The sequence below is a fragment of the Nocardiopsis coralli genome (assembly GCF_014892575.1).
Taxonomy (GTDB): domain Bacteria; phylum Actinomycetota; class Actinomycetes; order Streptosporangiales; family Streptosporangiaceae; genus Nocardiopsis; species Nocardiopsis coralli.
Window position 1 is genome coordinate 160,953 of sequence record NZ_JADBGI010000013.1, and the last position, 23,509, is coordinate 184,461.

Here is a 23,509-nt window from a genome sequence, read left to right on the forward strand (position 1 = left end):
GGTTGAGCGGCCATGACCGCCGTACGTACCGTCCTCGTCTCCGGCGCGAGCATCGCCGGACCGACCCTCGCCCACTGGCTGCACCGCCACGGCATCCGGGCCACCGTGGTCGAGAGGGCGCCCGGGCCCCGGCCCGGCGGATACGCCATCGACCTGCGCGGCAAGGCCCTCGACGTGGTCGAACGCATGGGCCACCTGACCGAGGTCCGCGACCACGTGACCGAGATGCGCAGCGGGACCATGGTGGACGGCCGGGGCCGGCGGCGCGCGGGCTTCGACACCGGCGTCCTCTCCGCCGAGGAGCGCTCGGTCGAGCTCCTGCGCGGCGACCTGGTGCGCATCCTGCACGGGCCCACCACCGAGTACACCGAGTACCTCTACGACGACTCCGTCACCGGCATCGAGCAGGACTCCGACGGGGTGCACGTCACCTTCGAGAAGGCCGAACCGCGCACCTTCGACCTGGTGGTCGGCGCCGACGGCCTGCACTCGAACACCCGCGGGCTCGCCTTCGGGCCGGAGGAGCCCATGGCCCGCTTCCTCGGCGCCTACATCAGCATCTTCACCGTCCCCGACCACCTCGGGCTGGACCGCGAGGCACGGCTGTACAACACCCCCGGCAAGCTGGTCGGGATGTACCGCACGCCCAGGGCCGAGGGGGCCAAGGCGATCTTCGTCCTGCAGACGGACGGCGGCTCGGGGGCCGAACGCCGCTCCCCGGCGGAGCAGCAGCGCTACCTGCGGGAGGCCTTCACCGGCAACGGGTGGGAGAGCGACCGGCTCCTTCAGGCCATGGAGGACACCGAGGACTTCTACTTCGACTCCATCACCCAGATCCGCACGGACCGGTGGTCGAACGGACGGGTCGCACTCCTGGGCGACGCCGGGTACTGCCCCTCCCCGCTGTCCGGGCAGGGCAGCAGCCTGGCGGTGGTCGGGGCCTACGTCCTGGCCGAGGAGCTGGCACGCCACACCGAGGTGGCCGGCGCCCTGGACTCCTACGAGACCCGGTTGCGTCCCTACGTGCTCGCCAACCAGGACATCGCCGGCAGCGGCATGGGTTTCCTGGCTCCGCGGACCCGGTTCGGCATCGCCGCCAGGGACCTGCTCGTTCGGCTCTCGCCGTTGATCCGGTCGCTGGGCACGTTCACCGGAAAGCTGGAAAGGGCCGCCGAGGCCGTCGACCTGGACACACCCGCCCCAGGGGCCCGGTCACGGCACGCCTGAACGACGCCCCGATCCGGGGCCGCCTATAGTCCCGTGGGAGGACCTTCCCCCCGACGGACCCGGCCGCGACCGCCACCGAGAACGGACGCGGCCCCACAGGCGGATGGTGGAGATGGCTGAGCCTCGGACCGAACCGACCACCGCCGCCGTCGACGGGGCCCTGCCCGCGGTGACCAAGCGGGGCCCGGAGCTGCGCCTGCTCGTGGCCGCGGCGGCCTTCGTCCTCCTCACCCTGGGCACCGCCTCGATCACCGTCACCGGCGGGATCGAACCCTCGCTCCTGGTGCCCGCCTTCGTGCTCGTCGGCGCCGCGGTCGCCCTGCACGTGCTGCTGCGGTTCGTCGCTCCCTACGCCGACCCGGTCGTCATGCCCGTGGCCCTGGCGCTGACCGGGCTGGGCCTGACCATGATCTGGGCCCTGGAGATGACCGGCCCGGGCGAGGCCGACGGCACCGAGGCGCAGCGGCAGATGCTGTGGGCGGTGGCCGGGATGGCGCTGTGCGGGGCCACGGTCGCGTTCGTGCGCGAACCCCGGCGGCTGAGCCTGTACACCTACCTCCTCGCCGTGGCCGCGCTCTTCCTGTTGCTGCTGCCGCTGTCGCCGGTGGGCCACGAGGTGCTGGGCGCGCGGCGGTGGATCCAGGTCGGCGGGTTCACGATGCAGCCCTCGGAGTTCGCCAAGGTCCTGCTGGTGGTCTTCCTCGCCTCCTACCTGGGACGGCAGCGCCAAGTACTGGCGACCGTCTCGCGCACGGTGCGGGTGGGGCGGTTCAAGATCTTCAGCGTGCCGCGCGCCCGCGACCTGGCGCCCATGGCGGTGGGCTGGGGCATGGCGATCCTGCTGCTGGTGGGCACCCGGGACCTGGGCACGTCGCTGCTGCTGTTCGGCACGTTCCTGGCGGTGCTCTACGCGGCGACCGCCCGCAAGTCGTGGGTGCTCATCGGGCTCGTCGCCTTCGCCGCCGGCGCCTACGTCGCCTACCTGCTCTTCGGGCACGTGCAGAACCGGGTGGAGATCTGGCTGGACGCCTTCGACCCGGAGATCTACAACCGGCCCGGCGGCAGTTTCCAGGTCGTGGAGGGCATGTTCGCGCTGGCCGAGGGCGGCATCTTCGGGACCGGGTTCCACGACGGGTTCTCGCAGGAGATCTTCGCCGCCGACAGCGACCTGATCCTGGTCTCCATCGGGGAGAAGCTCGGGCTGACCGGGCTGATCGCGGTGCTGGCGCTGCTGTTCCTGCTCGCCCAGCGGGGGTTCCGCATCGCCCTGGGCGCCAAGGACACCTTCCTCAAGCTCACGGCGTTCGGGTACGCGTTCCTGACCGCCTTCGACGTGTTCATCGTGCTCGGCGGCGCCACCCTCATCATCCCGCTGACCGGTATGACCACACCGTTCCTGTCGGCGGGCGGCTCGGCGCTGATGGCCAACTGGGTCATCATCGGCCTGTGGCTGACCATCAGCGAGAGCGCCCGCCGCCCCCAGCAGTCCTTCACGGTGGGCACCGCGCCCGGCGACCCCGCCACCGAGGTCATCGACGTGCGCGGCCGTACCGGCTGAGGGCGGCCGGGGAGACCCCGGCTCAGGCCAGGAACGTGATGCTCAGCGACGCCACGAGGATCCCGAACAGCATCACCACCGCCGAGTACCCCAGGACCTGACCCGCGCGCAGCTTGGTCAGGGCCAGCAGCGGCAGCGCCCAGAACGGCTGGATGCCGTTGGTGAGTTGGTCGCCCATGCCCACCGCCATCACGCCCACGCCCGGGTCGATGCCCAGGGACTCGGTCGCGCCGATGACCACAGGCCCCTGCACGGCCCACTGCCCGCCGCCGGAGGGCACCGCGAGGTTGACCAGGCACGCGCTGATCAGCGCCCAGAACGGGTAACTGGCCGGCGAGGAGACGTCGATGAACCACTGGGTGATGACCTCCAGCAGCCCCGAGCTGTCCATGATCCCCATGATCCCGGCGTAGAAGGGGAACTGGACGATGACGGCCGAGGCGTTCTTGGCGCCCTCCGCCGCTGCGGCCGAGTACTGGGCGAGGGAGCCGTGCAGGGCCAGGCCGGCGATGAGGAAGGTGAAGTTGAGCAGGTTGATGTCCATGCCCACGATCCCGTCGACGATCAGCGCCGGAACCAGGTGGACCAGCCCGAGCGCGACCACCGCGTAGACCAGCACACGGCTGTGCATGAGGCGCTGGGCCGGGGAGAGCGCGCGCAGTTGGGTGCGGGTGGGCCGGCCCGACCCGCCCCCGCTGATCCCCGGACCTTCTTCGCTTTCGCCGGTGCCGCCGATCTCCTCGCTGTCCTCCCCCTTGGGGTGCATGCTCATGAGCAGCAGCGGCGCACCGATGAGCATCGCCACGAGGAAGACCAGGTTGAAGGGTTGCAGGACGGTCTCGCTGAGGGGGATCAGCCCGATCTCGTCCTCGAGGAAGTGCCCGGGGGTGTTGACCAGCAGCGGCGCCGAACCGGAGAGCCCGCTGTGCCAGACCATGAGGCCGGTGTAACCGCCCGCCGCCAGCAGCGGGAAGTGCACCTTGATCCCGCGTTCCCTGCAGGACCGGGCGACCTCCACCGCCAGGAGCGCGCCGGCGATGAGCCCCAGTCCCCAGTGCACGATGCCCAGCAGGGCCGCGCCCAGGGCGGTCACCGCGACCGCCGACAGCGGACCGCGGGCCAGGCCGGCCACGGCCACGATGGCGCGCCGCGCGGGCGGGGACGAGGCCAGTGCGTAACCCGTGACCAGCACGAGCGTCATCTGCATGCCGAACTCGAGCAGGCCCCAGAACCCGCCGTACCAGTCACCGACCAGTTCGACCGGTGTCCGGTCGGTCAGGAACAGGGCCATCCCGACCACGAGACCGGTCAGGACGATCGCGAAGACGAAGGCGTCCGGCACCCACCGGGTGCTGAACGCCGCCAGGGCATTACCGAAACGACGCATGGTGCTCCCACTGTCCATGGGTCCACCGCCACCCGGCAGGGACGGTCGCGCCGGAGCGGGGAACCCGGCCAACGGAAGCACTGTGTGGCGCGCGCCACACTCGAGTCAAGGGAGGCTGCAGGGACGTGAGGGGTTCTTGAGGTTACTGGCCGGTCAGCGCCCAGTAGGAGCGCCACTGCTCCTCGCTCAGCTCACGCGGCTCGTGGCCGTCGGCGCGCGCCGCGGCCTCGCTCTCCCGCACCCGCGCGTCGAACCGGCGGGCGGCCGACCTCAGGTCCGCCTCGGCCTCGCGGCCCGCCGCCCGCTCGTCGGCGACCGCGGCGAACAGGCCCCCGCCCGCGTCACCGTCGTCGCCCACCAGGTCGGCCGGTACCCCGTTGCGCACCGCACGGCGCTGGATCTCGTCGGCGAGGAGAACCGCGGGCTGGGCGAACGGCACACCGTCCAGGACGGAGGTCGGCGCTCCCCCGTTCGCCTCGGCCTTGGCCGCGCGCTCGGCCGCCTTGATGGTCTCCCAGTTGGCCTTGACCGCGTCCGGGTCGGAGGCGTCGACGTCGCCGAACACGTGCGGGTGGCGGCGGGTCATCTTGTCGACGATCGCGTCGGCCACGTCGTCCACGGTGAAGCGGCCCGGGTCGCCCTCGGGCCGCTCGGCCGCCACCGCGGAGTGGAAGACCACCTGGAGCAGCACGTCGCCGAGCTCCTCGGAGAGGGTCGCGTAGTCGCCCTCCTCGATGGTCTCCAGGGTCTCGTAGGCCTCCTGCACCAGGTACTTGGCCAGGGACTCGTGGGTCTGCTCGCGGTCCCAGGGGCACTCGCGGCGCAGGGTGTCCATGACCTCGACCAGGCGCAGCACCCGGTGTCCGGGGCGCTCGTCCATGGCGGTGTCCTTCCTCGTGTCGTGCCGGGCCTGCTGCGCGCCGCTGCCGGCCTGCGTCCTGCTCACTGCGGCAGCCACCCGCCCTCGCGCAGGGACGCCAGGACCTCGGCCACGGACTCGGCGGGGTCGGTGCCGGTGGTGTCGACGACCAGGGCGGGGTCCGACGGTTCCTCGTAGGGGTCGGAGATGCCGGTGAACTCGGGGATCTCGCCCGCGCGCGCCTTGGCGTACAGGCCCTTGCGGTCGCGCTCCTCGCACACCTCCAGCGGGGTGGCCACGTGCACCAGGAAGAAGTCGCCGAACTCCTCGACCATCGCCTGCACCTCGCGGCGGCCCGCCTCGTAGGGCGCGATGGGCGCGCACACCGCCACCCCGCCGTGCCGGGTGATCTCCGAGGCCACGTAACCGATGCGGCGGATGTTGAGCTCGCGGTCCTCGCGGGAGAACGTCAGCCCCTTCGACAACAGGCGCCGCACCACGTCGCCGTCGAGCAGGGTCACGGTGCGGCCCGAACGCCGGATCCCGTCACAGACCCCGCGCGCGATCGTGGACTTGCCCGACCCGGACAGCCCCGACAGCAGCACCGTCAGGCCCCGGCGCGTGCGGGCCGGGCGCAGGCGGGCCATCTCGGCCGCCACCCGCGCGGGGGTGAACCAGGCAGGGAGCTCGCGCCCGTGGGCCAGTTCGGCCTCGACCTCGTCGTCGGTGAGTTCGTCGCGCCCCGTGGCCTCGGGCACCTTCTCGGCCGGGGACCACAGCTGGCTGTCCTCGTCGAAGCGCCAGGGCCCGGGGTCGACGTACTCGGCGCCTCCCTCGGCCGCCTCGGGGGCGGGGCCGCCCTCGACCATCACGTGCGTGGCCCCGTACGCGGCGGACACGTGCGCGGCCAGACCGACCTGGCGCGGGGTCCAACGGCCGCCGAAACCGGCGCCGGAACGGCCGCGCGGCAGGGTCAGGGCCACGAAGGTCGTGCGGGCCGGCAGTAGGGGTTCGGCGGCCAGCACGGCGCCCGCCGTGTCCCCGTCCACCAGCCCGGTGTCGACCAGGACCAGCACCTCGGCGCGGCCCAGTTCCTCGGCGCACTCGCGGATCTGGTGCAGCGCCCGGTGGTGCAGCGGGCGGTCGGTCACCACCGCGAGCAGGGGGCGGTCGGCGAAGGGCCCGGCCTCGTGCTGTCCACGCACCTCGGCGGGGGTCAGGCGCAGCTCGCGCAGCACCCCGTACATGGGCGGGCGCACGAGCCCGACCTCGCCGGCCGCGTGCAGCGCTCCGGAACCGCCGCGCCAGAACTCGGAGACGCGCAGCTCGGCCAGGGGCGCGCCCTCGGGGTCGGTCAGGAGCACACGGTCGGAGCCGGCCAGGGACTCGGGGACCTCCAGGGTGACCGGAACCGGCCACTCGCGCCCGTCGGGCAGGCGGCCCTCCCGCTCCACCGACGCGGCCTCGTCCCCGGTCATGAACCCGGAGAGCGGACACGCACCGCTCAGGACGAGTTCCAGGTGCGCGAGGGCCTCCGGACCGGGGGCCAGGCTGGGAACGTCGGTCCCACCCGTGTCCTCGGGCGACCTGTCCTCTCTCACCACGTGTGTCCTCTCCAACCGGCTCGACGTGAACGGCCCCAAGCGTATGACGCCGCCCCGCGGCCGGACCCCCTGCATCGCCCGGAGCGGAATACCCGCAGCTCACCGGCGGTTCTGTCCAGAGTGGGACCACGGGCCGCGCCCGGGCCCCCGCCGGGACCGCCGACGCACGCCGCCGACCGCTTCCGGACCGCTCCGCCGCCTCTGTCCACAGGGCCGCCGCGCCGGAGAGCCGATCCGGATAAGCTGGAAGGAGCCGGGCGGCCTCCACGCACATCTCTCGCAGCCGTCTCGTTCCTCGGGCCGCGTTCATCCACCGCCCGACAGCCGGACCACTCCCACTTTCTGGTGCTATGAGCCTCTTTGGACTTCTCGCCGACGTCGTCAAGGACCCGGCGCTGCACAGCGCGATCGAGACCGCTCGACAGGGCGACGATCCCCATCTCGACCTCGTCGCCCCGTCGGCGCTGCGGCCGTTCATGGTCGGGTCGCTGGCAGCCGACGCCCCCGAGGGCGCCGGTCGGCCACTGCTGGCCGTGACCGCCACCGAGCGGGAGGCCTCCGACCTCACCGACGCGCTCGGTTCCCTGCTGCCCGAGCACTCCGTCGCGCTCTTCCCCGCGTGGGAGACCCTCCCCCACGAGCGCCTCTCGCCCCGCTCCGACACCGTCGGCCAGCGCCTGGCGGTCCTGCGCCGCCTGGCCCACCCCGACCCCGACGACCCGCTCACCGCACCCCTGCGTGTGATCGTCGCGCCCATCCGCAGCGTCCTGCAGCCGCTCGTGGGCGGCCTGGGCGGCCTCGAGCCCGTGCGGGTGCGCCCCGGCGACGAACAGCCCATGGAAGAGGTCGTCCAGGGGCTCGCCGACGCCGGCTACTCACGTGTGGACCTGGTGGAGAAGCGCGGCGACATGGCCGTGCGCGGCGGCATCCTCGACGTCTTCCCGCCCACCGAGGAACACCCGCTCCGCCTGGAGTTCTGGGGCGACACCGTCGAGGAGATCCGCTACTTCCAGGTCGCCGACCAGCGCTCCATCAACCCCGGTTCCGACGGCACCGGCGACGCCGCCTCCGGCCTGTTCGCCCCGCCCTGCCGCGAACTCCTGCTCACCGACACCGTGCGCTCGCGCGCCCGCGACCTGGCCGAGCAGCACCCCTCGCTGGCCGAGGTCCTGAACAAGATCGCCGACGGGGTCGCGGTCGAGGGCATGGAGGCCTTCGCGCCCGTGCTCGCCGAGCACATGGAACCCCTGCTGTCGTACCTGCCCGAGAACGCGATGGTGGTGGGCTGCGACCCCGAACGCATCCGCACCCGCGCCCTCGAGCTCGAGGCCACCAGCGCCGAGTTCCTCGACGCGTCCTGGATCAACGCCGCCTCCGGCGGTGAGGCACCCATCGACCTGGGCGGGTCGGCGTACATGTCCATCGCCGAGCTGCGCGGCATCGCAGCCGACTCCGGGCTGCCCTGGTGGGGGCTCACCCCCTTCAGCTCCGGCGACGGCACCGCGCCCGGCGAGGAGGACGACGCCGTGACCGTCGGCGCGGTGGCAGCCGACACCTACCGCGGCGACACCGAACGCGCCCTGGCCGACATCAAGGGCTGGCTGCACGACAACTGGAGCGTCGTGCTCGTCACCCAGGGGCACGGGCCCGCCGAACGCTTCGTGTCCATGCTGCGCGACGCCGGGCTGGGCGCCCAGCACACCGACGACCTCACCGAACCCCCGCGCCGGGCGGTCGCGACGGTCACCACCGGGCTCGTGGACCACGGGTTCCTGCTGCGTTCGGTGCAGACCGTCGTGCTCACCGAGACCGACCTGGCCGGGCAGAAGTCCTCCACCCGCGACATGCGCCGCATGCCCAGCCGGCGCAAGGGCACCGTCGACCCGCTCCAGCTCAAGCCCGGCGACTACGTCGTGCACGAGCAGCACGGGGTGGGCCGCTACCTGGAGATGGTCAGCCGCCAGATCCAGGGCGCCACCCGCGAGTACCTGCTCATCGAGTACGCGCCCTCCAAGCGCGGCCAGCCCGGCGACCGCCTCTTCGTGCCCACCGAACAGCTCGGCGAGGTCACCCGCTACGTCGGCGGCGAGGCCCCCACGCTGTCCAAGATGGGCGGCGCCGAGTGGAACAAGGCCAAGAACCGCGCCCGCAAGGTCGTGCGCGAGATCGCCGGCGACCTCATCCGCCTCTACTCCGCACGCCAGGCCTCGCCCGGGCACGCCTTCGGCCCCGACACCCCCTGGCAGCACGAGCTCGAGGACGCCTTCCCGTACGTGGAGACCCCCGACCAGCTCGCCGCCATCGAGGAGGTCAAGAACGACATGGGCAAGTCCGTGCCCATGGACCGCCTCATCTGCGGCGACGTCGGTTACGGCAAGACCGAGGTGGCCGTGCGCGCCGCCTTCAAGGCCGTGCAGGACGGCAAGCAGGTCGCCGTGCTGGTGCCCACCACCCTGCTGGTGCAGCAGCACATGTCGACCTTCGCGGAGCGGTACGCGTCGTTCCCCGTCAACGTCAAGCCGCTCTCCCGCTTCCAGACCGAGGGCGAGGTCGAGGCCACCCGCGAGGGGCTGCGCAACGGCGAGGTCGACATCGTCATCGGCACGCACCGGCTGCTGTCCTCCGAGACCCGGTTCAAGGAGCTCGGCCTGGTCATCATCGACGAGGAGCAGCGCTTCGGCGTCGAGCACAAGGAAGCGCTCAAGCGGCTGCGCACCCAGGTCGACGTGCTCGCCATGTCGGCCACGCCCATCCCCCGCACCCTGGAGATGGGCATGACCGGCATCCGCGAGATGACCACGATCCTCACCCCGCCCGAGGAACGCCACCCCGTCCTGACCTTCGTCGGGCCCTACGAGGACAAGCAGATCGCCGCCGCGATCCGGCGCGAGCTCATGCGCGAGGGCCAGGTGTTCTTCGTGCACAACCGGGTCTCCTCCATCGAGAAGGCCACGGCTGCGCTGCGCCGGCTCGTGCCCGAGGCGCGCATCGCCTACGCCCACGGCCAGATGAACGAGCAGCAGCTCGAGAAGGTCATGGTCGACTTCTGGGAGAAGAACTACGACGTGCTGGTCTCCACCACGATCGTGGAGTCCGGGCTCGACGTGCCCAACGCCAACACCCTCATCATCGACCGCGCCGACACCTACGGGCTGTCCCAGCTCCACCAGCTGCGCGGGCGTGTGGGGCGCGGGCGCGAGCGCGCCTACGCCTACTTCCTGTACCCGCCCGAGCGGCCGCTGTCGGAGACCGCCTACGAGCGGCTCGCGACCGTCGCCCAGCACACCGAGACCGGTGCGGGCATGTACGTGGCCATGAAGGACCTGGAGATCCGCGGCGCCGGCAACATCCTGGGCGCCGAGCAGTCCGGGACCATCGCCGGTGTGGGCTTCGATCTGTACGTGCGCATGGTCAGCGAGGCCGTCGCCGAGCTCAAGGGCGACCCGGCCGCCGCCGAGGAGGCGGTCGAGGCCAAGGTCGAGCTGCCCGTCAACGCACACATCCCGCACGACTACGTGCCCGGGGAGCGGCTGCGGCTGCAGTCCTACAAGCGGATCGCGAGCGTGGCCGGCGAGGACGACATCCGTTCGGCCTACGAGGAGCTCAACGACCGGTACGGCGTGCCGCCGCAGCCCGTGGACAACCTCATGGCGGTCGCGCGCTTCCGGGTGCTGGCCACCGCCGCCGGACTCAGCGACGTGACGCTGCAGGGCAACCAGATCCGGTTCTCCGGGCCGGCCGTGGCCGACCTGCGGGAGTCGCAGGAGCTGCGGCTGCGGCGCATGTACCCGAAGACGGTCGTGAAGGAGGCCACGAAGACGCTCCTGGTGCCCGTGCCCAAGGCCGGGGGGATCGGCGGCAAGCCGCTGCGCGACCTGGAGCTGCTGAAGTGGTGCACGGACTTCGTGTCCGCGATCTTCGAGCCGAACCTGAAGGCGACCCAGGGCTAGCGCGCGTGGACGGGCGGGCGCGCGTGCGCCCGCCCGCGCGGTCGGGGGCACGCGACGCTACCGGCCGGTCCCGTGCCGACGGCGTAGCTCGGTGAGCGCCTCCACCGCCCCCGGGTCGGCCTCGGGCTCGTCGGCTGCGACGCGGTCCTCGAGCGCGCCGACCACGGTGTCGATGGTCGCCCGGCCCTTCAACGGCAGTTCCGTGACGAGCTGGAACGCCTCCTGGCGCACTCGACGGTCGGGGTCGGCGAACAGGCCGACAGCGAACGGGACCAGGTCTTCCAGGGCGAGGCCGAGCCCGGGTTGCGCGTGCGGGGCCCTCCGGTGGCTCAACGCGATCTCCCGCAAGCACTCGACGAGGGCGTCGCGGTCATAGACCTCGGGGTCCAACACCACGACCTCGAAGAACGGGATCAGGTGCTCGGTCACCGGGGTCGGGACGAGCTGCTCCTCGTAGGCGTAACCGCCGACCTTCTCCAGGTAGATGTGGGCCTGGTCCCACAGGTACGGGTCCCCCAGGTCCTCGGTGGGGGCCACGGTCCGCAGCGCCGAGGGGACACGGTCGGCATCGGGGCCGCCCAGCGCGACCCAGTCGACGTCGTCGAGCCCCGAGCGGTCAAGGAGGCGGGACGTCTCGCCGGGGAAGAAGAAGGTCATAGAACTCTCCGGATCGGTGTGGGTGGGGCAGCACCCTGCTCCCGCAGTACGGCGCGCAGGAGACCGCGCATGCGCTCGTCGAGGTAGACGCCGTCCATCAAGGGCGCTTCCCCCTCGCACAGCGCCCACAGGCGTGCATGGAAGGGCGCGGCCTCGGGCCCGAGGCGCCTCACCCACGTGTCGAGGTTCGATACACCCCTGTCCGTGAGAGCGATCCCCATTGCTTCGTGCAAGGGTTCCCGGTCCCCGGTGACAAGGGCCGACGAGAGTCCTCGTTCGAGCCTTGACTGCAGGTCACTCGGTCCCGGTGGGGGCATTGGGGGCAGTGGGCCCTCCAGCTCGGCCGCGCGGTCCCCCAACGCCTCGATGATCACCGCGGGCCACCCCTCCCAGAGCGGCTCGGCCAGGCCCCGGCGTGCGAGCTCCAGGGGCAGCTCGGTCTCTCCCGTCAGCTCCAGCAGCCGGACGGCCGCGCGGACACCGTCCACCGGTCTGCGTGTGTCTTCAAGATCTGCGCGGACCTGCGTGCGCAGCTGCTCCGCTTCGGGGGCGAGGGGGAAGTGCCGATCGAGCAACGTCTGTTCCATGTAATGGGACCGGTCCCCCGACGAGGCGGACCGAGCCTCGGCCAGCGCGTCCGCGTCCTCGGTCAATGCGGCAAGAGCAACGCCCATCGCCCGCCGCACGCATTTTTCGAGACCGGCGTCGGCCACGTCCTGCCGTAGGAGCGGAACGGCCGCATGTGCGCTCGGCCCGAGCGAGATGAGCGCGTTCATCCACGCGAGCCCCGCACCCGACCTGCGGATCAGGTCACGCCTGGCCAGACGGGCCAGGACCGGTCCGGCGGAAGCTGCGGGCCCTCCCCAGGACACCAGGAGGTCCGCCAGGTCGTGGTCCCGAGGCACCTGTTGGACCGACGAATGTTCCAGCGCGGTGCGCACCGCTTCGAAGAGTTCCGGATCGAAAGGGACCTCCTGTTCACACATGGTGTCCCCGGCGATCACCATTCCCTGACGCAGTGTGTCCAGCACCGGCACGCGCCACCTCGGGTCACCCGCGCGCAGGAGCGCCGCCACGGCCCAGTCCCCGTCACCGTCCCCCCGGGACTCGTGAAGCCCGGTCTCGGCCAGGGCTGCCAGCCGATCCGTGAGGCATCCGGCAGCGGGCGGGTTACCGAAGATGAGCCGGACCGCCCGGCCACGGATCACCGGACTCGGATGGTCGAGGGCTTCGCCCAACACGGGTGCCAGGTGGGTGCGCTCCGACCTGACCTCGCGCGACAGGTCGGAGACCGCGCGTAGGGCCCATGCCGCAGCCCCGGCGCTGTCGGAGCGGACGCCTCGCAGCAGATGCTCCCTGCGTCCGGGATCCCGGGCGGCGAGTACCAAGCTCCGGGTCTGCCCGGGGGCGGAACCGCACTCGAGCACCGCCCGGGTGGCTTCAGGCGTCCACGGCCGATCGGAGTTCGCCAGGATCCCGGCCGCACTCCGGCGGGCCCACGGACCGAACCCCGGCGCCAGGTAGCGATCGGTATCACCTGGTGGGACCAGGACGGACAGTGCAGTCAGCGCACCGCCCGCTATCCGCTTCTCCGGGGAAACCACGCGGGCCCGGAGAGCGTACGCGACGGCTTCGGCGTCCGCCGGGTCCCGCAGCGGGAGCTCCGCCGCGAGTTTGAAAGCCGTGCACCGGACGTCGTCCTCGGTGTCGTCGAACAGACCGACCGTGAACGGCACCAGGCCGTCGAGGACCCTCCCCAGAGCGGGTTGGGCGTCGGGCGCTCTCCGGTGGCTCATCGCGATGAACAGAAGATCTTCCAACGGTTCGGTCCGGTCCCAGACCTCGTGGTCGGCCACCAACGCCTGGAGGAACGGGACGATGTGGGCCGCTGCCGGGGTCGGGGCGGTCGGTTCCAGGTCGTCGGCGCCGGCGATCTCGAGGAGGTACTCGGACGAGATGTCTCCGACGCCGTCGACGCCCGGGTCCTCGGTCGTGGCGACGGAACGCAGAGCGTCGGGAACCTGCAAGGCGTCGGGGCCGCCCAGAGCCACCCAGTCGATGTCGTCGACACCGTCGAGGACTGCGCGGTGCGGGCAGGGAAGGATGAACATGTTGCTCCGGGGGACGGTCGGGGCGTTCGGGTCGGGTTCCCGTGGTGAGAGGCGCTTCCCGGCGGATTCGTTCGCCCCGCCCCCACACACGCACCACTACGCGCACCACCGAAGACGCGCAACCACGGACGCTCGTCGGTGGAGCGCGAGCGCTAGCGAGTGCCCACCGACGAGCGGAAGCAGTCCCCGACCCACTGGGCACGCTCCCCGCAAGGTCTCCCGCTCCCGCTCTCCGTCCTACGAGAACCACCCACACTCGCGAGCCAGACGGAACCTTCCACGGACGCCAGCGCCGAAGGCCGCCCACCGGCAGGCGAACCGGCCCGGCCGACCGGTCGCGTTCCGGCCCGCACACTCGGTCCGGCACTACGCGCTACATCCGCGCGCGAGGCGTTGCGGTTCCGGGGGCGGGTCACTCCTTCGGCGAATCCTCCGCCTCATAGGTGATGCCGAACAGGTCGTCACCGTCCTCCTCGGCCGGGTTCCGCCGCCACCAGCGCTCACCTCGCGCGCGCTTCTCGGCCTTGTCCGCCTTACGCTGCGCCCGCACCTCTCCGCGCGAGGGCTGGTCCGCCTTCTCCGCCCTGCGGTGGGCCCTCAGCTCCTCCCGCGCCTCCCGGCGGGCGGCGCGCTCGGCGACGCGGTCGCTGCGGTACACGTCGCGGTTGCGGCGCCGTGCCTCGCGGCGTTCCTTCGGCGAGGGCTCCGAGTCGTCGGGGGAAGCTTCCGGCGATCCCTTCGGCGGGGCCCCGGGCGCACCCTGCGGCGCAGTCTTCGTCGTGGCCCCCGCCGCCGCGGAACCGCCGTCCTCGTCCTCCTCGCGCGGCCGCAGCGCCGTCACGGTCGCCAGACCTTCACCCTTCGGAACCGACAACGAGGTCTCGGCGACCGCCAACCCCCCGGCCCGCGGCGGGTCGGGCTCGGGCGCCCTGCGTCCGCGCGCGGTCTCACGCGCCCGCGGCGACCCCGGCTCGACCCCGGCCAGGCGGAGCTTACGGCTGTACCACCAGTTCGCGATCCAGGCCGCCACCGCGGCAGCCACACCGACCTCCAGCGCGGCCACCAGACCGACCTGCCACGCCGACGGACCCACGTCGGCCAACCGGACCGCACCCAGGGATCCCCCGGTCACCAGCGCGAACGCCGCCACCGTGATCCCCGTGGTGATCCCGCAGACGAACCCCCACAGCGGCGCGGCCTCGCTCACCACGTCCGGAGCGCTGCGCTGGGTCAGCACCCCGCCCAACGCCCCGGCGATGAACGGCACCGCCAACGCCCCCAACGACAGCACCGGCGCCGGACCGTTCTCCGGCAGCGCCGCCAGCATCGGGAACAGCGGCAACGGACCCACCGACACCCCCGTGGGCGCCACGACCGTCATCTCCCCCAAAGCGAACCCGGGCCCGAGCGTGTAACAGACCGCGTACACGATCGCGTTCGGCAGGTAGGCCAGCTGCACGATCAGCAACAGCGCCCCGCCCACGATCCCCGGCCCCAACGCACGCGTGGTGTCGATCGCCTCGGGCATGCTCACGGCCAGCGCGGTCAGGAACAGCAGGACCCCGCCGAGCACCAGGGTTCCGGTCGACGCCAGCGCCCCCACCATGAGCGAGCGCGCACGCGGCGGCATCAGGTCCAGCAGCGCGCTCGGGCTGACCTGCTTGTCGCGCATGAGCTGGCGCAGCACCCCCAGCCCGCCCGCGACGAACGCGATCGAGAAGCCCATGACGAGCGCCCACACCATGCTCGGTTCCACGGCCTCCGTGCGCGCCAACAGTGCCAGCGTCCCCGCGATCGCCGCGTAGGGCCCGGCGATGGCGACGGCGGCACGGTGCACGTGGCGCAGCCGCACGATCTCGCAGTTGCGGGCCAACCACCGCCCTGACCGGTACAGCAGGATCCCGGGCAGCAGCACCAGCCCCAGGGGGAGCAGCGAGATCTGCGCGCCCTCGGTCCCGAACGGAACGAGGTGGCCCACCAGCCACGCCAGGACCGCGCCCTGCAGCAGCTCGGCGATCTCGTCGGCGAACGCGTCGTGGGGCGCGGCCACCCAACCCGCGATGGTCAGGGTGATGAGCGCGGCGAGCCCGATGCCCGCGGCGGAGGCGGCGGCAACACCGCCGGTGGAGTAGACGGGACGGGGAAGTTCGGCGTCGGGGGGAGATCCTGGCGTACTCACCCGACTTATGCTGCCAGGCACCGGAATGCGCCAGGGCCTCCTGGGCTCGCGTGTCGTGCCCGTGGGAACCCCGACCGAAACGGGTACGTCACAGGAAGGAGCATCTCCCCCCGAAAGGCCCGGCCATGAGCGACCTGCATTACCGCATCTCGGACTCCGAACGCGACGAGGCGCTCGGCCACCTGCGCACGGCCCTGGAGGAGGGACGGCTCTCCGTCGACGAACACGGCGAGCGCACGCACCGGGCCCTGAGCGCACGAACCAACGACGACCTGCGCCCGGTCTTCGACGACCTGCCCCAGCAACTCTGGCCGAGCGCGGTCGCACAGCCCCCGGTCCCCACAGCAGCCCCATCGGCCACACCCGCCACACCGCCCGCCAGGGACGCCGACGAGACCGGTAAGGCCGACGGCAGCAAGGACGAGGACGAAGGAACGTGCGGCAGCATGAACCTCGCGTCCGCGTTCGGGGGCGCCGGGTTCCTCTTCTTCGTGTGGGGCCTGCCCGCGTTCTTCGCCGGCAGCGTCGCGTCCGTCCTCGTCTTCCTCGCGGTCGTCGGGGTCATGGTGGTGATCCCCCTGACCGCGCACTTCCGCTCACAGCGCGAACGGAACCGGGGCACCGAAGCCCCCTGACACGGCGACGGCCCCGCCGCACCGACCACGGGGGCCGGGCGACGGGGCCGTGAGCACAGCTGCCGAACAGTTCCTAGAACTGGTCGCGCACGAGCTGGGCCGCCTCGCTCGGGGTCTTGCCGACCTTGACGCCGACGGCCTCGAGGGCCTCCTTCTTGGCGGAGGCCGTGCCGGAGGAACCGGAGACGATGGCGCCGGCGTGGCCCATGGTCTTGCCCTCCGGGGCGGTGAAGCCCGCGACGTAGCCGACGACCGGCTTGGTCACGTTGTCCTTGATGAAGTCGGCCGCACGCTCCTCGGCGTCGCCGCCGATCTCACCGATCATCACGATGACGTCGGTGTCGGGGTCGTCCTGGAACGCCTTCAGCGCGTCGATGTGCGTGGTGCCGATGATCGGGTCACCACCGATACCGACGGCGGAGGAGAAGCCGATGTCACGCAGCTCGTACATCATCTGGTAGGTCAGGGTGCCGGACTTGGACACCAGACCGATGCGGCCGGGCTTGGTGATGTTGGCCGGGATGATGCCCGCGTTGGACTCACCGGGCGTGATCAGGCCGGGGCAGTTCGGACCGATGATCCGGGTCTTGTTGCCCTTGGAGCCCGCGTACGCCCAGAAAGCGGCGGTGTCGTGCACCGGGATGCCCTCGGTGATGACGACGGCCAGGCCGATCTCGGCGTCGATGGCCTCGATGACGGCGCTCTTGGTGAACTTCGGCGGAACGAAGATCACGGTCACGTCGGCACCGGTGGCCTCCATGCCCTCGGCGACGGAGCCGAAGACGGGGATCTCGTTGCCGTCGAAGTCGACGTTGGTGCCCGCCTTGCGCGGGTTCACGCCACCGACGATGTTGGTCCCGGAGGCCAGCATGCGGCGGGTGTGCTTGGTGCCCTCAGAGCCGGTCATGCCCTGGACCAGCACCTTGCTGTCCTTGTTCAGGAAGATAGCCATGGTTCTTGTCCCCTACTTCGCCGCGAGCTCGGCGGCCTGAGCGGCGGCGCCGTCCATCGTGTCGACCTGTCGCACGGCCGGGTGGGCCCGCTCGGTCAGGATCTCGCGACCCAGCTCGGCGTTGTTGCCGTCGAGGCGGACGACCAGCGGCTTGCTGACGTCGTCACCGCGCTGCTCGAGCATCTCCAGCGCCTGCACGATGCCGTTCGCGACGGCGTCGCAGGCGGTGATGCCGCCGAAGACGTTGACGAAGACGCTCTTGACGTCGGTGTCGCCGAGAATGATCTCGAGACCGTTGGCCATGACCTCGGCCGAGGCACCGCCACCGATGTCGAGGAAGTTGGCGGGCTTGACGCCGCCGTGGCTCTCGCCGGCGTAGGCGACCACGTCCAGGGTGGACATGACCAGGCCCGCGCCGTTGCCGATGATGCCGACCTGACCGTCGAGCTTGACGTAGTTCAGGCCCTTGGCCTTGGCCTTGACCTCGAGGGGGTCGCCCTCCTCGGGAGCGGCGAGGCTCTCCAGGTCCTGGCGGAACTCGGCGTTCTCGTCCAGGGTGACCTTGCCGTCGAGCGCGACGACGCGGCCGTCCTTGGTCAGGATGAGCGGGTTGACCTCGGCCAGGGTCGCGTCCTTGCCGACGAAGGCGTCCCACAGCTTGGTGACGACCTCGGCAGCGCCCTGGGCCGCGGCCTCGGGCAGCTTGCCGGACTTGACGATCTCCGCGGCCACGTCGGCCGGGGCGCCCTTGAGGGCGTCGATCGAGATCTTGGCGACCGCGTCGGGGTTGGTCTCGGCGACCTCCTCGATCTCCATGCCGCCCTCGGCGGAGCAGATCGACAGGAAGGTGCGGTTGGCGCGGTCGAGCAGGAAGGAGAAGTAGTACTCCTCCTCGATCTCGGAGGCCTCTTCGACGAGGACACGGTGGACCGTGTGGCCCTTGATGTCCATTCCGAGGATCTGCTCGGCCTTGGCCTGGGCGTCCTCGGCGTCGTCGGCGACCTTCACACCGCCGGCCTTGCCGCGGCCACCGGTCTTGACCTGCGCCTTGACGACGACGCGGGTCTTGCCGGCGGCGGCGAACTCCTCAGCGATGGCACGTGCCTCAGCGGCCGTGCTCGCCACCTTCCCCTGGGGTACGGGAACCCCGTACTCTGCGAAGAGTTCCTTCGCCTGGTATTCGAACAGGTCCACGAGGGTCCGTCCTTGTTGCTCGCTGGCTCAGAATGTCTACGGGGGTGGCCTCGTCCGGATCGGCTGTGACCCACTGACTCGTGTCACACGACGCCTGCCCCGTAGGGCTGAGCCGTTTACAGAAGATCGAGATCGCCGCGGCGTAGCCACCCGCGACATGCGCAAAGCTTAGTCGCCGAGGAAAACCGGGGTGGACACCGGGGCCGCCTTCGATCCCCCTTCACACACCGCAAACGCCGCGCACGCGGCATTGGCGGAGTTCCCACGTGGGAAAATCTGTGATCAGAACCACCGGCGATCACAGGCCGCCGGGGCATTTCCCCTCTCCGGCGACCGAGGAAATGCGACCCACATCACGGCCCGGAACGGGGCAGAACGGGCGCCCTCCGCGGAAACCCGCGGCGGCGGCACCGAACCCCCCTCAGGCCGCGTGGATCGGGCGGATGTTCTCCTTCACCCACGCGGCGATGTCGGCGGTGGGAGCACCCGGCGTGAACACCTTCGCCACGCCCAGACCCTCCAGACGCTCGATGTCCTCCTCCGGGATGATGCCGCCGCCGAAGACCAGGATGTCGGTGGCGTCGTTCTCCTCCAGCAGCTCCATGACCCGGCCGAACATCGTCATGTGCGCCCCCGAGAGCACCGACAGACCGATCCCGTCGGCGTCCTCCTGCAGGGCCGCGGCCACGATCATCTCCGGGGTCTGGCGCAGCCCCGTGTAGATCACCTCGACCCCGGCGTCGCGCAGGACGCGGGCCACGACCTTGACCCCGCGGTCGTGGCCGTCCAGACCCGGTTTGGCGACAACCACGCGTGCGGCGCTCTCGACCATGGAAAAACCCCTCAACGACGGTCCTCCCGTGCGCCCGGCCCTCCTTGTGGGAGGCCTGTTCCGAAACCCCGGGAGGAGTTGACGAACACGTGTGCAGCGTAACTCAGGTCACGTGAATGCGATCGGGGCAGGGACGGGTATCGTCCGAACATGGGAGACACCGAATTCGACCACATCAGCACCGAGAAGCTGCACGAGGACGCGGTCGAACTGGCTCGGCGCCGATGGGACGTGCGTTTCTTCTGGCGGGTCCTGAGGTTGATCCCCGCCGCCGAGGCCGCGGCCGGTCAACAGGAGGCCAGCGAGGCCAGCGTCGCCCAACTCTCCGGACTGCTGTACGAGGCGTTCTCCGCCGAGACCGATCCCAAGGTGCAGGAGGCCCTGCGCCCGGTCTACATCTCCTACCTGCGCGACCACGGCGAGCTGCCCGAACCCGGCACCGAGGGCGACGGCGACCGGGAAGCCGGCGCGGAAGGCCCGGACTCCGAAGAACAGGACCGGGACGCCGGAGAGACCCCGGAGAACCGCTCCGAGCAGTGACGATCCCCGCCGAGCACGATGGCCGAAAACCGCCGGTCCCGCTCTCCCCCATCGGCGATCATGGGGAACGTGCTCGACGACGACCAGCGCTACCGCGCCGTACACAGCCGCGATCCCCGCTTCGACGGGGTCTTCTACACGGCCGTGCGCACCACCGGGATCTACTGCCGGCCCAGCTGCCCGGCACGGACCCCGCAGCGTGAGAACACCCGGTTCTACCCGACCGCAGCGGCGGCGCAGGAGGCGGGGTACCGCGCCTGCAAACGGTGCCGCCCCGACCTGGCCCCCGGCTCACCCGAGTGGAACGGCCGCGCCGACCTCGTCGGACGGGCGATGCGCCTGATCCAGGACGGCGCCGTGGACCGCACCGGCGTCGACGGCCTCGCCCACGGTCTCGGGTACAGCACGCGGCAGCTGCGCCGGCTGCTCACCACGGAGGTCGGCGCGGGGCCGGTCGCACTGGCGCGCAGCGAACGCGCCCAGACCGCGCGGATCCTCACCGAGACCACGGACATGCCCCTGACCGACGTCGCCTTCGCCGCCGGGTTCGGCAGTGTCCGCCAGTTCAACGAGACGATGCAGGCGATCCACGGACACTCCCCGACCCAACTGCGGGAACGCAGCCGGGCCCGCCCCTGGGCGGACGGCGTTCCGGGCACCATCGCCCTGCGCCTGCCCTACCGCGAACCCATCGACCTGGACGCGATGCTGGGGTTCCTCGGCGACCGCGCGGTGGACGGGGTCGAGGCACACGACGGCCACATCTACCGGAGGGTGCTGCGGCTGCCGGGCGGCCCCGGGACCGCGGAGCTCTCCCCCGGGCCGGACGGCCCGTACGTGCTGTGCCGCCTGCGGCTGACCGACCCCGCCGACCTGACCGCCGCGGTGCAGCGCTGCCGGCGGATGCTGGACCTGGACGCCGACCCGGCCGCCGTGGCCGAGCCCCTGGGCGAGGACCCGCTCCTGGGCGGGGTCGTGCGCCGGCACCGCGGGATCCGTTCCCCCGGCCACGTGGACCCCGCCGAGCTGGCGATCCGTGCCGTGCTCGGCCAGCAGGTCTCGGTGAAGGCCGCACGGACCCTCGCCGGACGGCTGGCCGCACGCTTCGGCGAGCCGCTGCCGGACGGGCTCGCCGACGGGACCGGCCTGACCAGGGCCTTCCCGTCCCCGGAGACGCTCGCCGAGGCCGACCCCGCCGACCTAGGGCTGACGCTCTCCCGGGGCCGCGCGCTCGTCGGCCTGGCCGACGCGATCGCCACGGGCGGCGTGGACCTGGGCCCGGGCGCCGACCGGGAGAGCACCGAACGGGACCTGCTCCGCCTGTACGGGATCGGCCCCTGGACCGCCGGTTACATCCGGATGCGCGGTATGGCCGACCCCGACGTGTTCCTGTCCGGGGACCTGGGCGTGCGCCTGGGGCTGGAAGGCCTGGGGGCGCCGCGCTCACCCGGGGAAGCCGCAGCGCTCGCCCACCGTTGGAGCCCGTGGCGCTCCTACACCACGCATCTGCTCTGGGCCTCCCTCAGCGACGGAGAGCCCGCCGAACCGACCGACACCGGGAGCCGAGGATGACGACCGAACAGGACATGCTGCCCCTGGGGGCCACGGGCGAGGCCGCCGACAAACGGCGCGCACCCGCGCTCGAGTTCCGCACGCCGTTGGAGGGCCCGACCCGCTACACACGCATGGACTCCCCGATCGGTGAGCTCACCCTGACCGGCGACGGCGAGGCACTGACCGGGGTCCACACCCGCGGCAAGGACGACACCGGCCTCACCCCGGGGGAAGGGTGGGTGCGCGACGACGCCCCGTTCACCGAGGCGGTGCGACAGTTGCGTGCCTACTTCGAAGGCCGGCTGCGCGACTTCGAACTCGCGCTGGCGCCGAGGGGCACGGAGTGGCAGCTGACCGTGTGGCGTGCCCTGACGACCGTGCCCTACGGCCGCACCGCGAGTTACGGGGAGCTCGCCCGCGATCTCGAGCGCCCGGGTTCCTCCCGCGCGGTGGGCACGGCCAACGGCCGCAACCCGATCAGCATCGTCGTGCCCTGCCACCGGGTCATCGGCGCAGACGGCACGTTGACCGGGTACGCCGGCGGGGTCTGGCGCAAGGAACGCCTGCTCGCGCTGGAGACCCGCACGCTGCACGGATGAGGGCATCCCCTGGGGACGGGGGCTTCGGGGCTCAGACCGGACGGCAGGGGTGTGATCCGGGACCCTTGTCGTCCGGGGGTCGGACGGTTACTGTTCCGTAGCGCACGATGGCCCCCGTCGTGCGTGCACCTCCGACCCCCATAGGAGACACGTGAGACCCCCGACCACCCCCCGTGCGGTCCGCAGCGGCCGCTTCATCCCCCATCAGGCGAGGTCGACGGCGCTGACCCTGACCGCCGCCACCGCCCTGCTCGTCTCCGCCGGCGTCGCCCAGGCCTCCCCCGCTCCGGCCTCGGTCGACCTGGCGGACGCGTCCAACGTGGGCGTGCTCGTCACCGAGGAGATCGCAGCCGACCTTCCCGCCTCCGCCGGCGGGGCCACGGCCGAGGAGGTCCTGGCCGACGCCGTCGTCGAGGACGTGCTCACCGAACACGGAACCGGGCTCAAGACCCTGGACGCGCAGGACCGCGAGGTCCGCGTCGACGTCCGGGAGGCCGAAGGGGCAGCGGCCTTCGGCGTGGCCATCGTGACCGCCGCCGAGGGGGCAGAGGACAGCCCGAACGCGTGGTTGTTCACCGCCGACCATGCCGGAGGAGAGTGGGCGGTCGGCCTGGAGGGCACCCCCGAGTTCGCCGAGCTGCTCGCCGAGTCCGAACTGATGGACGCCGAAGAGCGGGACACCATCGCCACCAGTACCGACCCTGACCGGGTCTCCCCGAACCAGGCCACCGGCGTGGGGCTGCCGTTCGAGATCGGCACGTCGATGACGATGACGAGCGGACCGCACGGGTGGGGTTCCGAACCGCCACTGAGCTCGGTGGACTTCGCCGGCGGCGCCGGGACCGCGCACGCGGCCCGCGGCGGGTACGCGTACAGCCTGTGCGACGGGTGGACCCGCGTCATCCACGACAACGGGTACTCGACGGACTACTACCACCTGGAGGACTACCAGTGGCTCGACGGTGACGTGGAGACCGGCAGTTACCTCGGAACCCAGGGCAACAGCCTCTGCGCCGGCGGTTCCACCACCGGGCCGCACATCCACTTCGGGCTCCGGGCCTACGACGACCCGAACGGCGCCGGGTGGTACGTGGGGCTGAACGGTCTGGAGCTCGGTGGGTGGACCTTCGTCGAGGGCGCGGCCTACGGCGGTTACGCACACCGCGACGGGGCCGAGGTGCACCCGGGCGGGAGCATGCACAACTACGGGTTCTGATCCGGATCGGAATACAGGGGCGGATCTCCGGAAGGGGGTCCGCCCTTTCTGTATGGGATGGCTGCGCGCACGGGCAGATTTTTCACATGTTCACAAGTGTGGGCACAAAAAAAGGGGAAGAGCCCCGAAAACAGGACCCTCCCCCTTCAAAAAAAACCGTGGCAGCAACCTACTCTCCCACCCCACCACAGGGCAGTACCATCAGCGCAAGGAGACTTAACGACCGGGTTCGAAATGAGACCGGGTGTGACCCTCCCACCATAACCACCACGGAAACCAAACACCCACACCCAAACCAACGCTCAGGCACAGGAAAACCATAGTGACAGTGAACAAGTATGCGCGAGCACCCAATTATCTGCAGCGGACAAGCCCTCGACCTATTAGTACCGGTCAGCTCCACCCCTCACAAGGCTTCCACACCCGGCCTATCAACCCCATCGTCTATAGGGAGT

The 23,509-nt window shown here is 71.4% G+C and carries 17 protein-coding genes and 2 rRNA genes; 8 read left to right on the forward strand and 11 right to left on the reverse strand.

Annotation, left to right across the window (positions count from 1 at the left end; translation table 11 throughout):
• Nucleotides 1–12 precede the first annotated feature (12 nt).
• Nucleotides 13–1,227, forward strand: a complete 1,215-nt coding sequence (locus tag IDM40_RS16285; RefSeq protein WP_193122851.1) for an FAD-dependent monooxygenase — start codon at nucleotides 13–15, stop codon at nucleotides 1,225–1,227.
• Between the two features lie 112 nt (nucleotides 1,228–1,339).
• The gene (locus IDM40_RS16290) at nucleotides 1,340–2,785 is read left to right on the forward strand and encodes an FtsW/RodA/SpoVE family cell cycle protein (protein ID WP_193122852.1); all 1,446 of its coding nucleotides are present in this window, start codon (nucleotides 1,340–1,342) and stop codon (nucleotides 2,783–2,785) included.
• Nucleotides 2,786–2,807: 22 nt separating this feature from the next.
• Here IDM40_RS16290 and IDM40_RS16295 read toward each other — a convergent pair whose 3' ends face one another.
• From IDM40_RS16295 to cysC, 3 genes are all read right to left on the reverse strand, one after another.
• Nucleotides 2,808–4,172, reverse strand: coding sequence for a short-chain fatty acid transporter (locus IDM40_RS16295; protein WP_193122853.1), 1,365 nt, complete (start codon nucleotides 4,170–4,172; stop codon nucleotides 2,808–2,810).
• A gap of 142 nt (nucleotides 4,173–4,314) precedes the next feature.
• Nucleotides 4,315–5,052, reverse strand: a complete 738-nt coding sequence (locus IDM40_RS16300) for a MazG family protein (RefSeq protein WP_193122883.1) — start codon at nucleotides 5,050–5,052, stop codon at nucleotides 4,315–4,317.
• 62 nt (nucleotides 5,053–5,114) lie between these two features.
• A complete protein-coding gene (gene cysC, locus IDM40_RS16305) occupies nucleotides 5,115–6,635 on the reverse strand; it encodes an adenylyl-sulfate kinase (protein WP_328807037.1) in 1,521 nt (506 codons plus the stop codon).
• Nucleotides 6,636–6,985: 350 nt separating this feature from the next.
• On the opposite strand from cysC, the gene mfd reads away from it, so the two are divergent.
• On the forward strand, nucleotides 6,986–10,585 hold the full coding sequence (gene mfd / locus IDM40_RS16310; protein WP_193122855.1) for a transcription-repair coupling factor: 3,600 nt from the start codon (nucleotides 6,986–6,988) through the stop codon (nucleotides 10,583–10,585).
• 57 nt (nucleotides 10,586–10,642) lie between these two features.
• Here the strand turns inward: mfd and IDM40_RS16315 are convergent, their stop codons facing one another.
• The 3 genes from IDM40_RS16315 to IDM40_RS16325 form a co-directional block, all read right to left on the reverse strand.
• Complete coding sequence (locus IDM40_RS16315; RefSeq protein WP_193122856.1) at nucleotides 10,643–11,242, reverse strand: hypothetical protein; 600 nt, start codon at nucleotides 11,240–11,242, stop codon at nucleotides 10,643–10,645.
• The gene (locus IDM40_RS16320) at nucleotides 11,239–13,353 is read right to left on the reverse strand and encodes a hypothetical protein (RefSeq protein ID WP_193122857.1); all 2,115 of its coding nucleotides are present in this window, start codon (nucleotides 13,351–13,353) and stop codon (nucleotides 11,239–11,241) included. Before IDM40_RS16320 ends, IDM40_RS16315 begins: the two co-directional genes overlap by 4 nt.
• 412 nt (nucleotides 13,354–13,765) lie before the next feature.
• Nucleotides 13,766–15,532 (reverse strand): cell division protein PerM, encoded by a 1,767-nt coding sequence (locus IDM40_RS16325; protein ID WP_328807038.1) that lies wholly within the window; start codon nucleotides 15,530–15,532, stop codon nucleotides 13,766–13,768.
• A gap of 125 nt (nucleotides 15,533–15,657) precedes the next feature.
• On the opposite strand from IDM40_RS16325, the gene IDM40_RS16330 reads away from it, so the two are divergent.
• Entirely contained in the window at nucleotides 15,658–16,167 is a 510-nt protein-coding gene (locus IDM40_RS16330) for a DUF1707 SHOCT-like domain-containing protein (RefSeq protein ID WP_193122858.1), read from the forward strand.
• A 73-nt stretch (nucleotides 16,168–16,240) separates the two neighbouring features.
• On the opposite strand, the gene sucD is transcribed toward IDM40_RS16330, so the two are convergent.
• From sucD to IDM40_RS16345, 3 genes are all read right to left on the reverse strand, one after another.
• On the reverse strand, nucleotides 16,241–17,119 hold the full coding sequence (sucD, locus tag IDM40_RS16335) for a succinate--CoA ligase subunit alpha (RefSeq protein WP_193122859.1): 879 nt from the start codon (nucleotides 17,117–17,119) through the stop codon (nucleotides 16,241–16,243).
• A 12-nt stretch (nucleotides 17,120–17,131) separates the two neighbouring features.
• Nucleotides 17,132–18,313, reverse strand: coding sequence for an ADP-forming succinate--CoA ligase subunit beta (gene sucC / locus IDM40_RS16340; protein WP_193122860.1), 1,182 nt, complete (start codon nucleotides 18,311–18,313; stop codon nucleotides 17,132–17,134).
• A 421-nt stretch (nucleotides 18,314–18,734) separates the two neighbouring features.
• Nucleotides 18,735–19,145, reverse strand: coding sequence for a cobalamin B12-binding domain-containing protein (locus tag IDM40_RS16345; RefSeq protein ID WP_193122861.1), 411 nt, complete (start codon nucleotides 19,143–19,145; stop codon nucleotides 18,735–18,737).
• A 150-nt stretch (nucleotides 19,146–19,295) separates the two neighbouring features.
• Here IDM40_RS16345 and IDM40_RS16350 point away from each other — a divergent pair, with 150 nt between their 5' ends.
• The 4 genes from IDM40_RS16350 (at nucleotide 19,296) to IDM40_RS16365 (ending at nucleotide 23,054) form a co-directional block, all read left to right on the forward strand.
• Nucleotides 19,296–19,685 carry a hypothetical protein gene (locus IDM40_RS16350; RefSeq protein WP_193122862.1) on the forward strand — a complete coding sequence of 130 codons (390 nt, stop codon included), beginning with the start codon at nucleotides 19,296–19,298 and terminating at the stop codon, nucleotides 19,683–19,685.
• A 60-nt stretch (nucleotides 19,686–19,745) separates the two neighbouring features.
• The gene (locus tag IDM40_RS16355; protein ID WP_216630886.1) at nucleotides 19,746–21,257 is read left to right on the forward strand and encodes a DNA-3-methyladenine glycosylase 2 family protein; all 1,512 of its coding nucleotides are present in this window, start codon (nucleotides 19,746–19,748) and stop codon (nucleotides 21,255–21,257) included.
• The gene (locus tag IDM40_RS16360; RefSeq protein WP_193122864.1) at nucleotides 21,254–21,838 is read left to right on the forward strand and encodes a methylated-DNA--[protein]-cysteine S-methyltransferase; all 585 of its coding nucleotides are present in this window, start codon (nucleotides 21,254–21,256) and stop codon (nucleotides 21,836–21,838) included. The genes IDM40_RS16355 and IDM40_RS16360 overlap by 4 nt, the downstream gene beginning before the upstream one ends.
• A gap of 151 nt (nucleotides 21,839–21,989) precedes the next feature.
• The gene (locus tag IDM40_RS16365; protein ID WP_193122865.1) at nucleotides 21,990–23,054 is read left to right on the forward strand and encodes a M23 family metallopeptidase; all 1,065 of its coding nucleotides are present in this window, start codon (nucleotides 21,990–21,992) and stop codon (nucleotides 23,052–23,054) included.
• Nucleotides 23,055–23,210: 156 nt separating this feature from the next.
• Here the strand turns inward: IDM40_RS16365 and rrf are convergent.
• Both rrf and IDM40_RS16375 read right to left on the reverse strand, forming a co-directional pair.
• Nucleotides 23,211–23,326 (reverse strand): 5S ribosomal RNA (gene rrf / locus IDM40_RS16370).
• A gap of 91 nt (nucleotides 23,327–23,417) precedes the next feature.
• A 23S ribosomal RNA gene (locus IDM40_RS16375) occupies nucleotides 23,418–23,509 on the reverse strand; the annotation flags it as partial.

What these genes read in the sequence shown, in the direction of transcription:
- IDM40_RS16285 (WP_193122851.1), top strand. Translation starts at nt 13, where the DNA reads ATGACCGCCGTACGTACCGTCCTCGTCTCCGGCGCGAGCATCGCCGGA.
- IDM40_RS16290 (WP_193122852.1), top strand. Translation starts at nt 1,340, where the DNA reads ATGGCTGAGCCTCGGACCGAACCGACCACCGCCGCCGTCGACGGGGCC.
- IDM40_RS16295 (WP_193122853.1), bottom strand. Translation starts at nt 4,172, where the DNA reads ATGCGTCGTTTCGGTAATGCCCTGGCGGCGTTCAGCACCCGGTGGGTG.
- IDM40_RS16300 (WP_193122883.1), bottom strand. Translation starts at nt 5,052, where the DNA reads ATGGACGAGCGCCCCGGACACCGGGTGCTGCGCCTGGTCGAGGTCATG.
- mfd (WP_193122855.1), top strand. Translation starts at nt 6,986, where the DNA reads ATGAGCCTCTTTGGACTTCTCGCCGACGTCGTCAAGGACCCGGCGCTG.
- IDM40_RS16315 (WP_193122856.1), bottom strand. Translation starts at nt 11,242, where the DNA reads ATGACCTTCTTCTTCCCCGGCGAGACGTCCCGCCTCCTTGACCGCTCG.
- IDM40_RS16320 (WP_193122857.1), bottom strand. Translation starts at nt 13,353, where the DNA reads ATGTTCATCCTTCCCTGCCCGCACCGCGCAGTCCTCGACGGTGTCGAC.
- IDM40_RS16330 (WP_193122858.1), top strand. Translation starts at nt 15,658, where the DNA reads ATGAGCGACCTGCATTACCGCATCTCGGACTCCGAACGCGACGAGGCG.
- sucD (WP_193122859.1), bottom strand. Translation starts at nt 17,119, where the DNA reads ATGGCTATCTTCCTGAACAAGGACAGCAAGGTGCTGGTCCAGGGCATG.
- IDM40_RS16345 (WP_193122861.1), bottom strand. Translation starts at nt 19,145, where the DNA reads ATGGTCGAGAGCGCCGCACGCGTGGTTGTCGCCAAACCGGGTCTGGAC.
- IDM40_RS16350 (WP_193122862.1), top strand. Translation starts at nt 19,296, where the DNA reads ATGGGAGACACCGAATTCGACCACATCAGCACCGAGAAGCTGCACGAG.
- IDM40_RS16355 (WP_216630886.1), top strand. Translation starts at nt 19,746, where the DNA reads ATGGGGAACGTGCTCGACGACGACCAGCGCTACCGCGCCGTACACAGC.
- IDM40_RS16360 (WP_193122864.1), top strand. Translation starts at nt 21,254, where the DNA reads ATGACGACCGAACAGGACATGCTGCCCCTGGGGGCCACGGGCGAGGCC.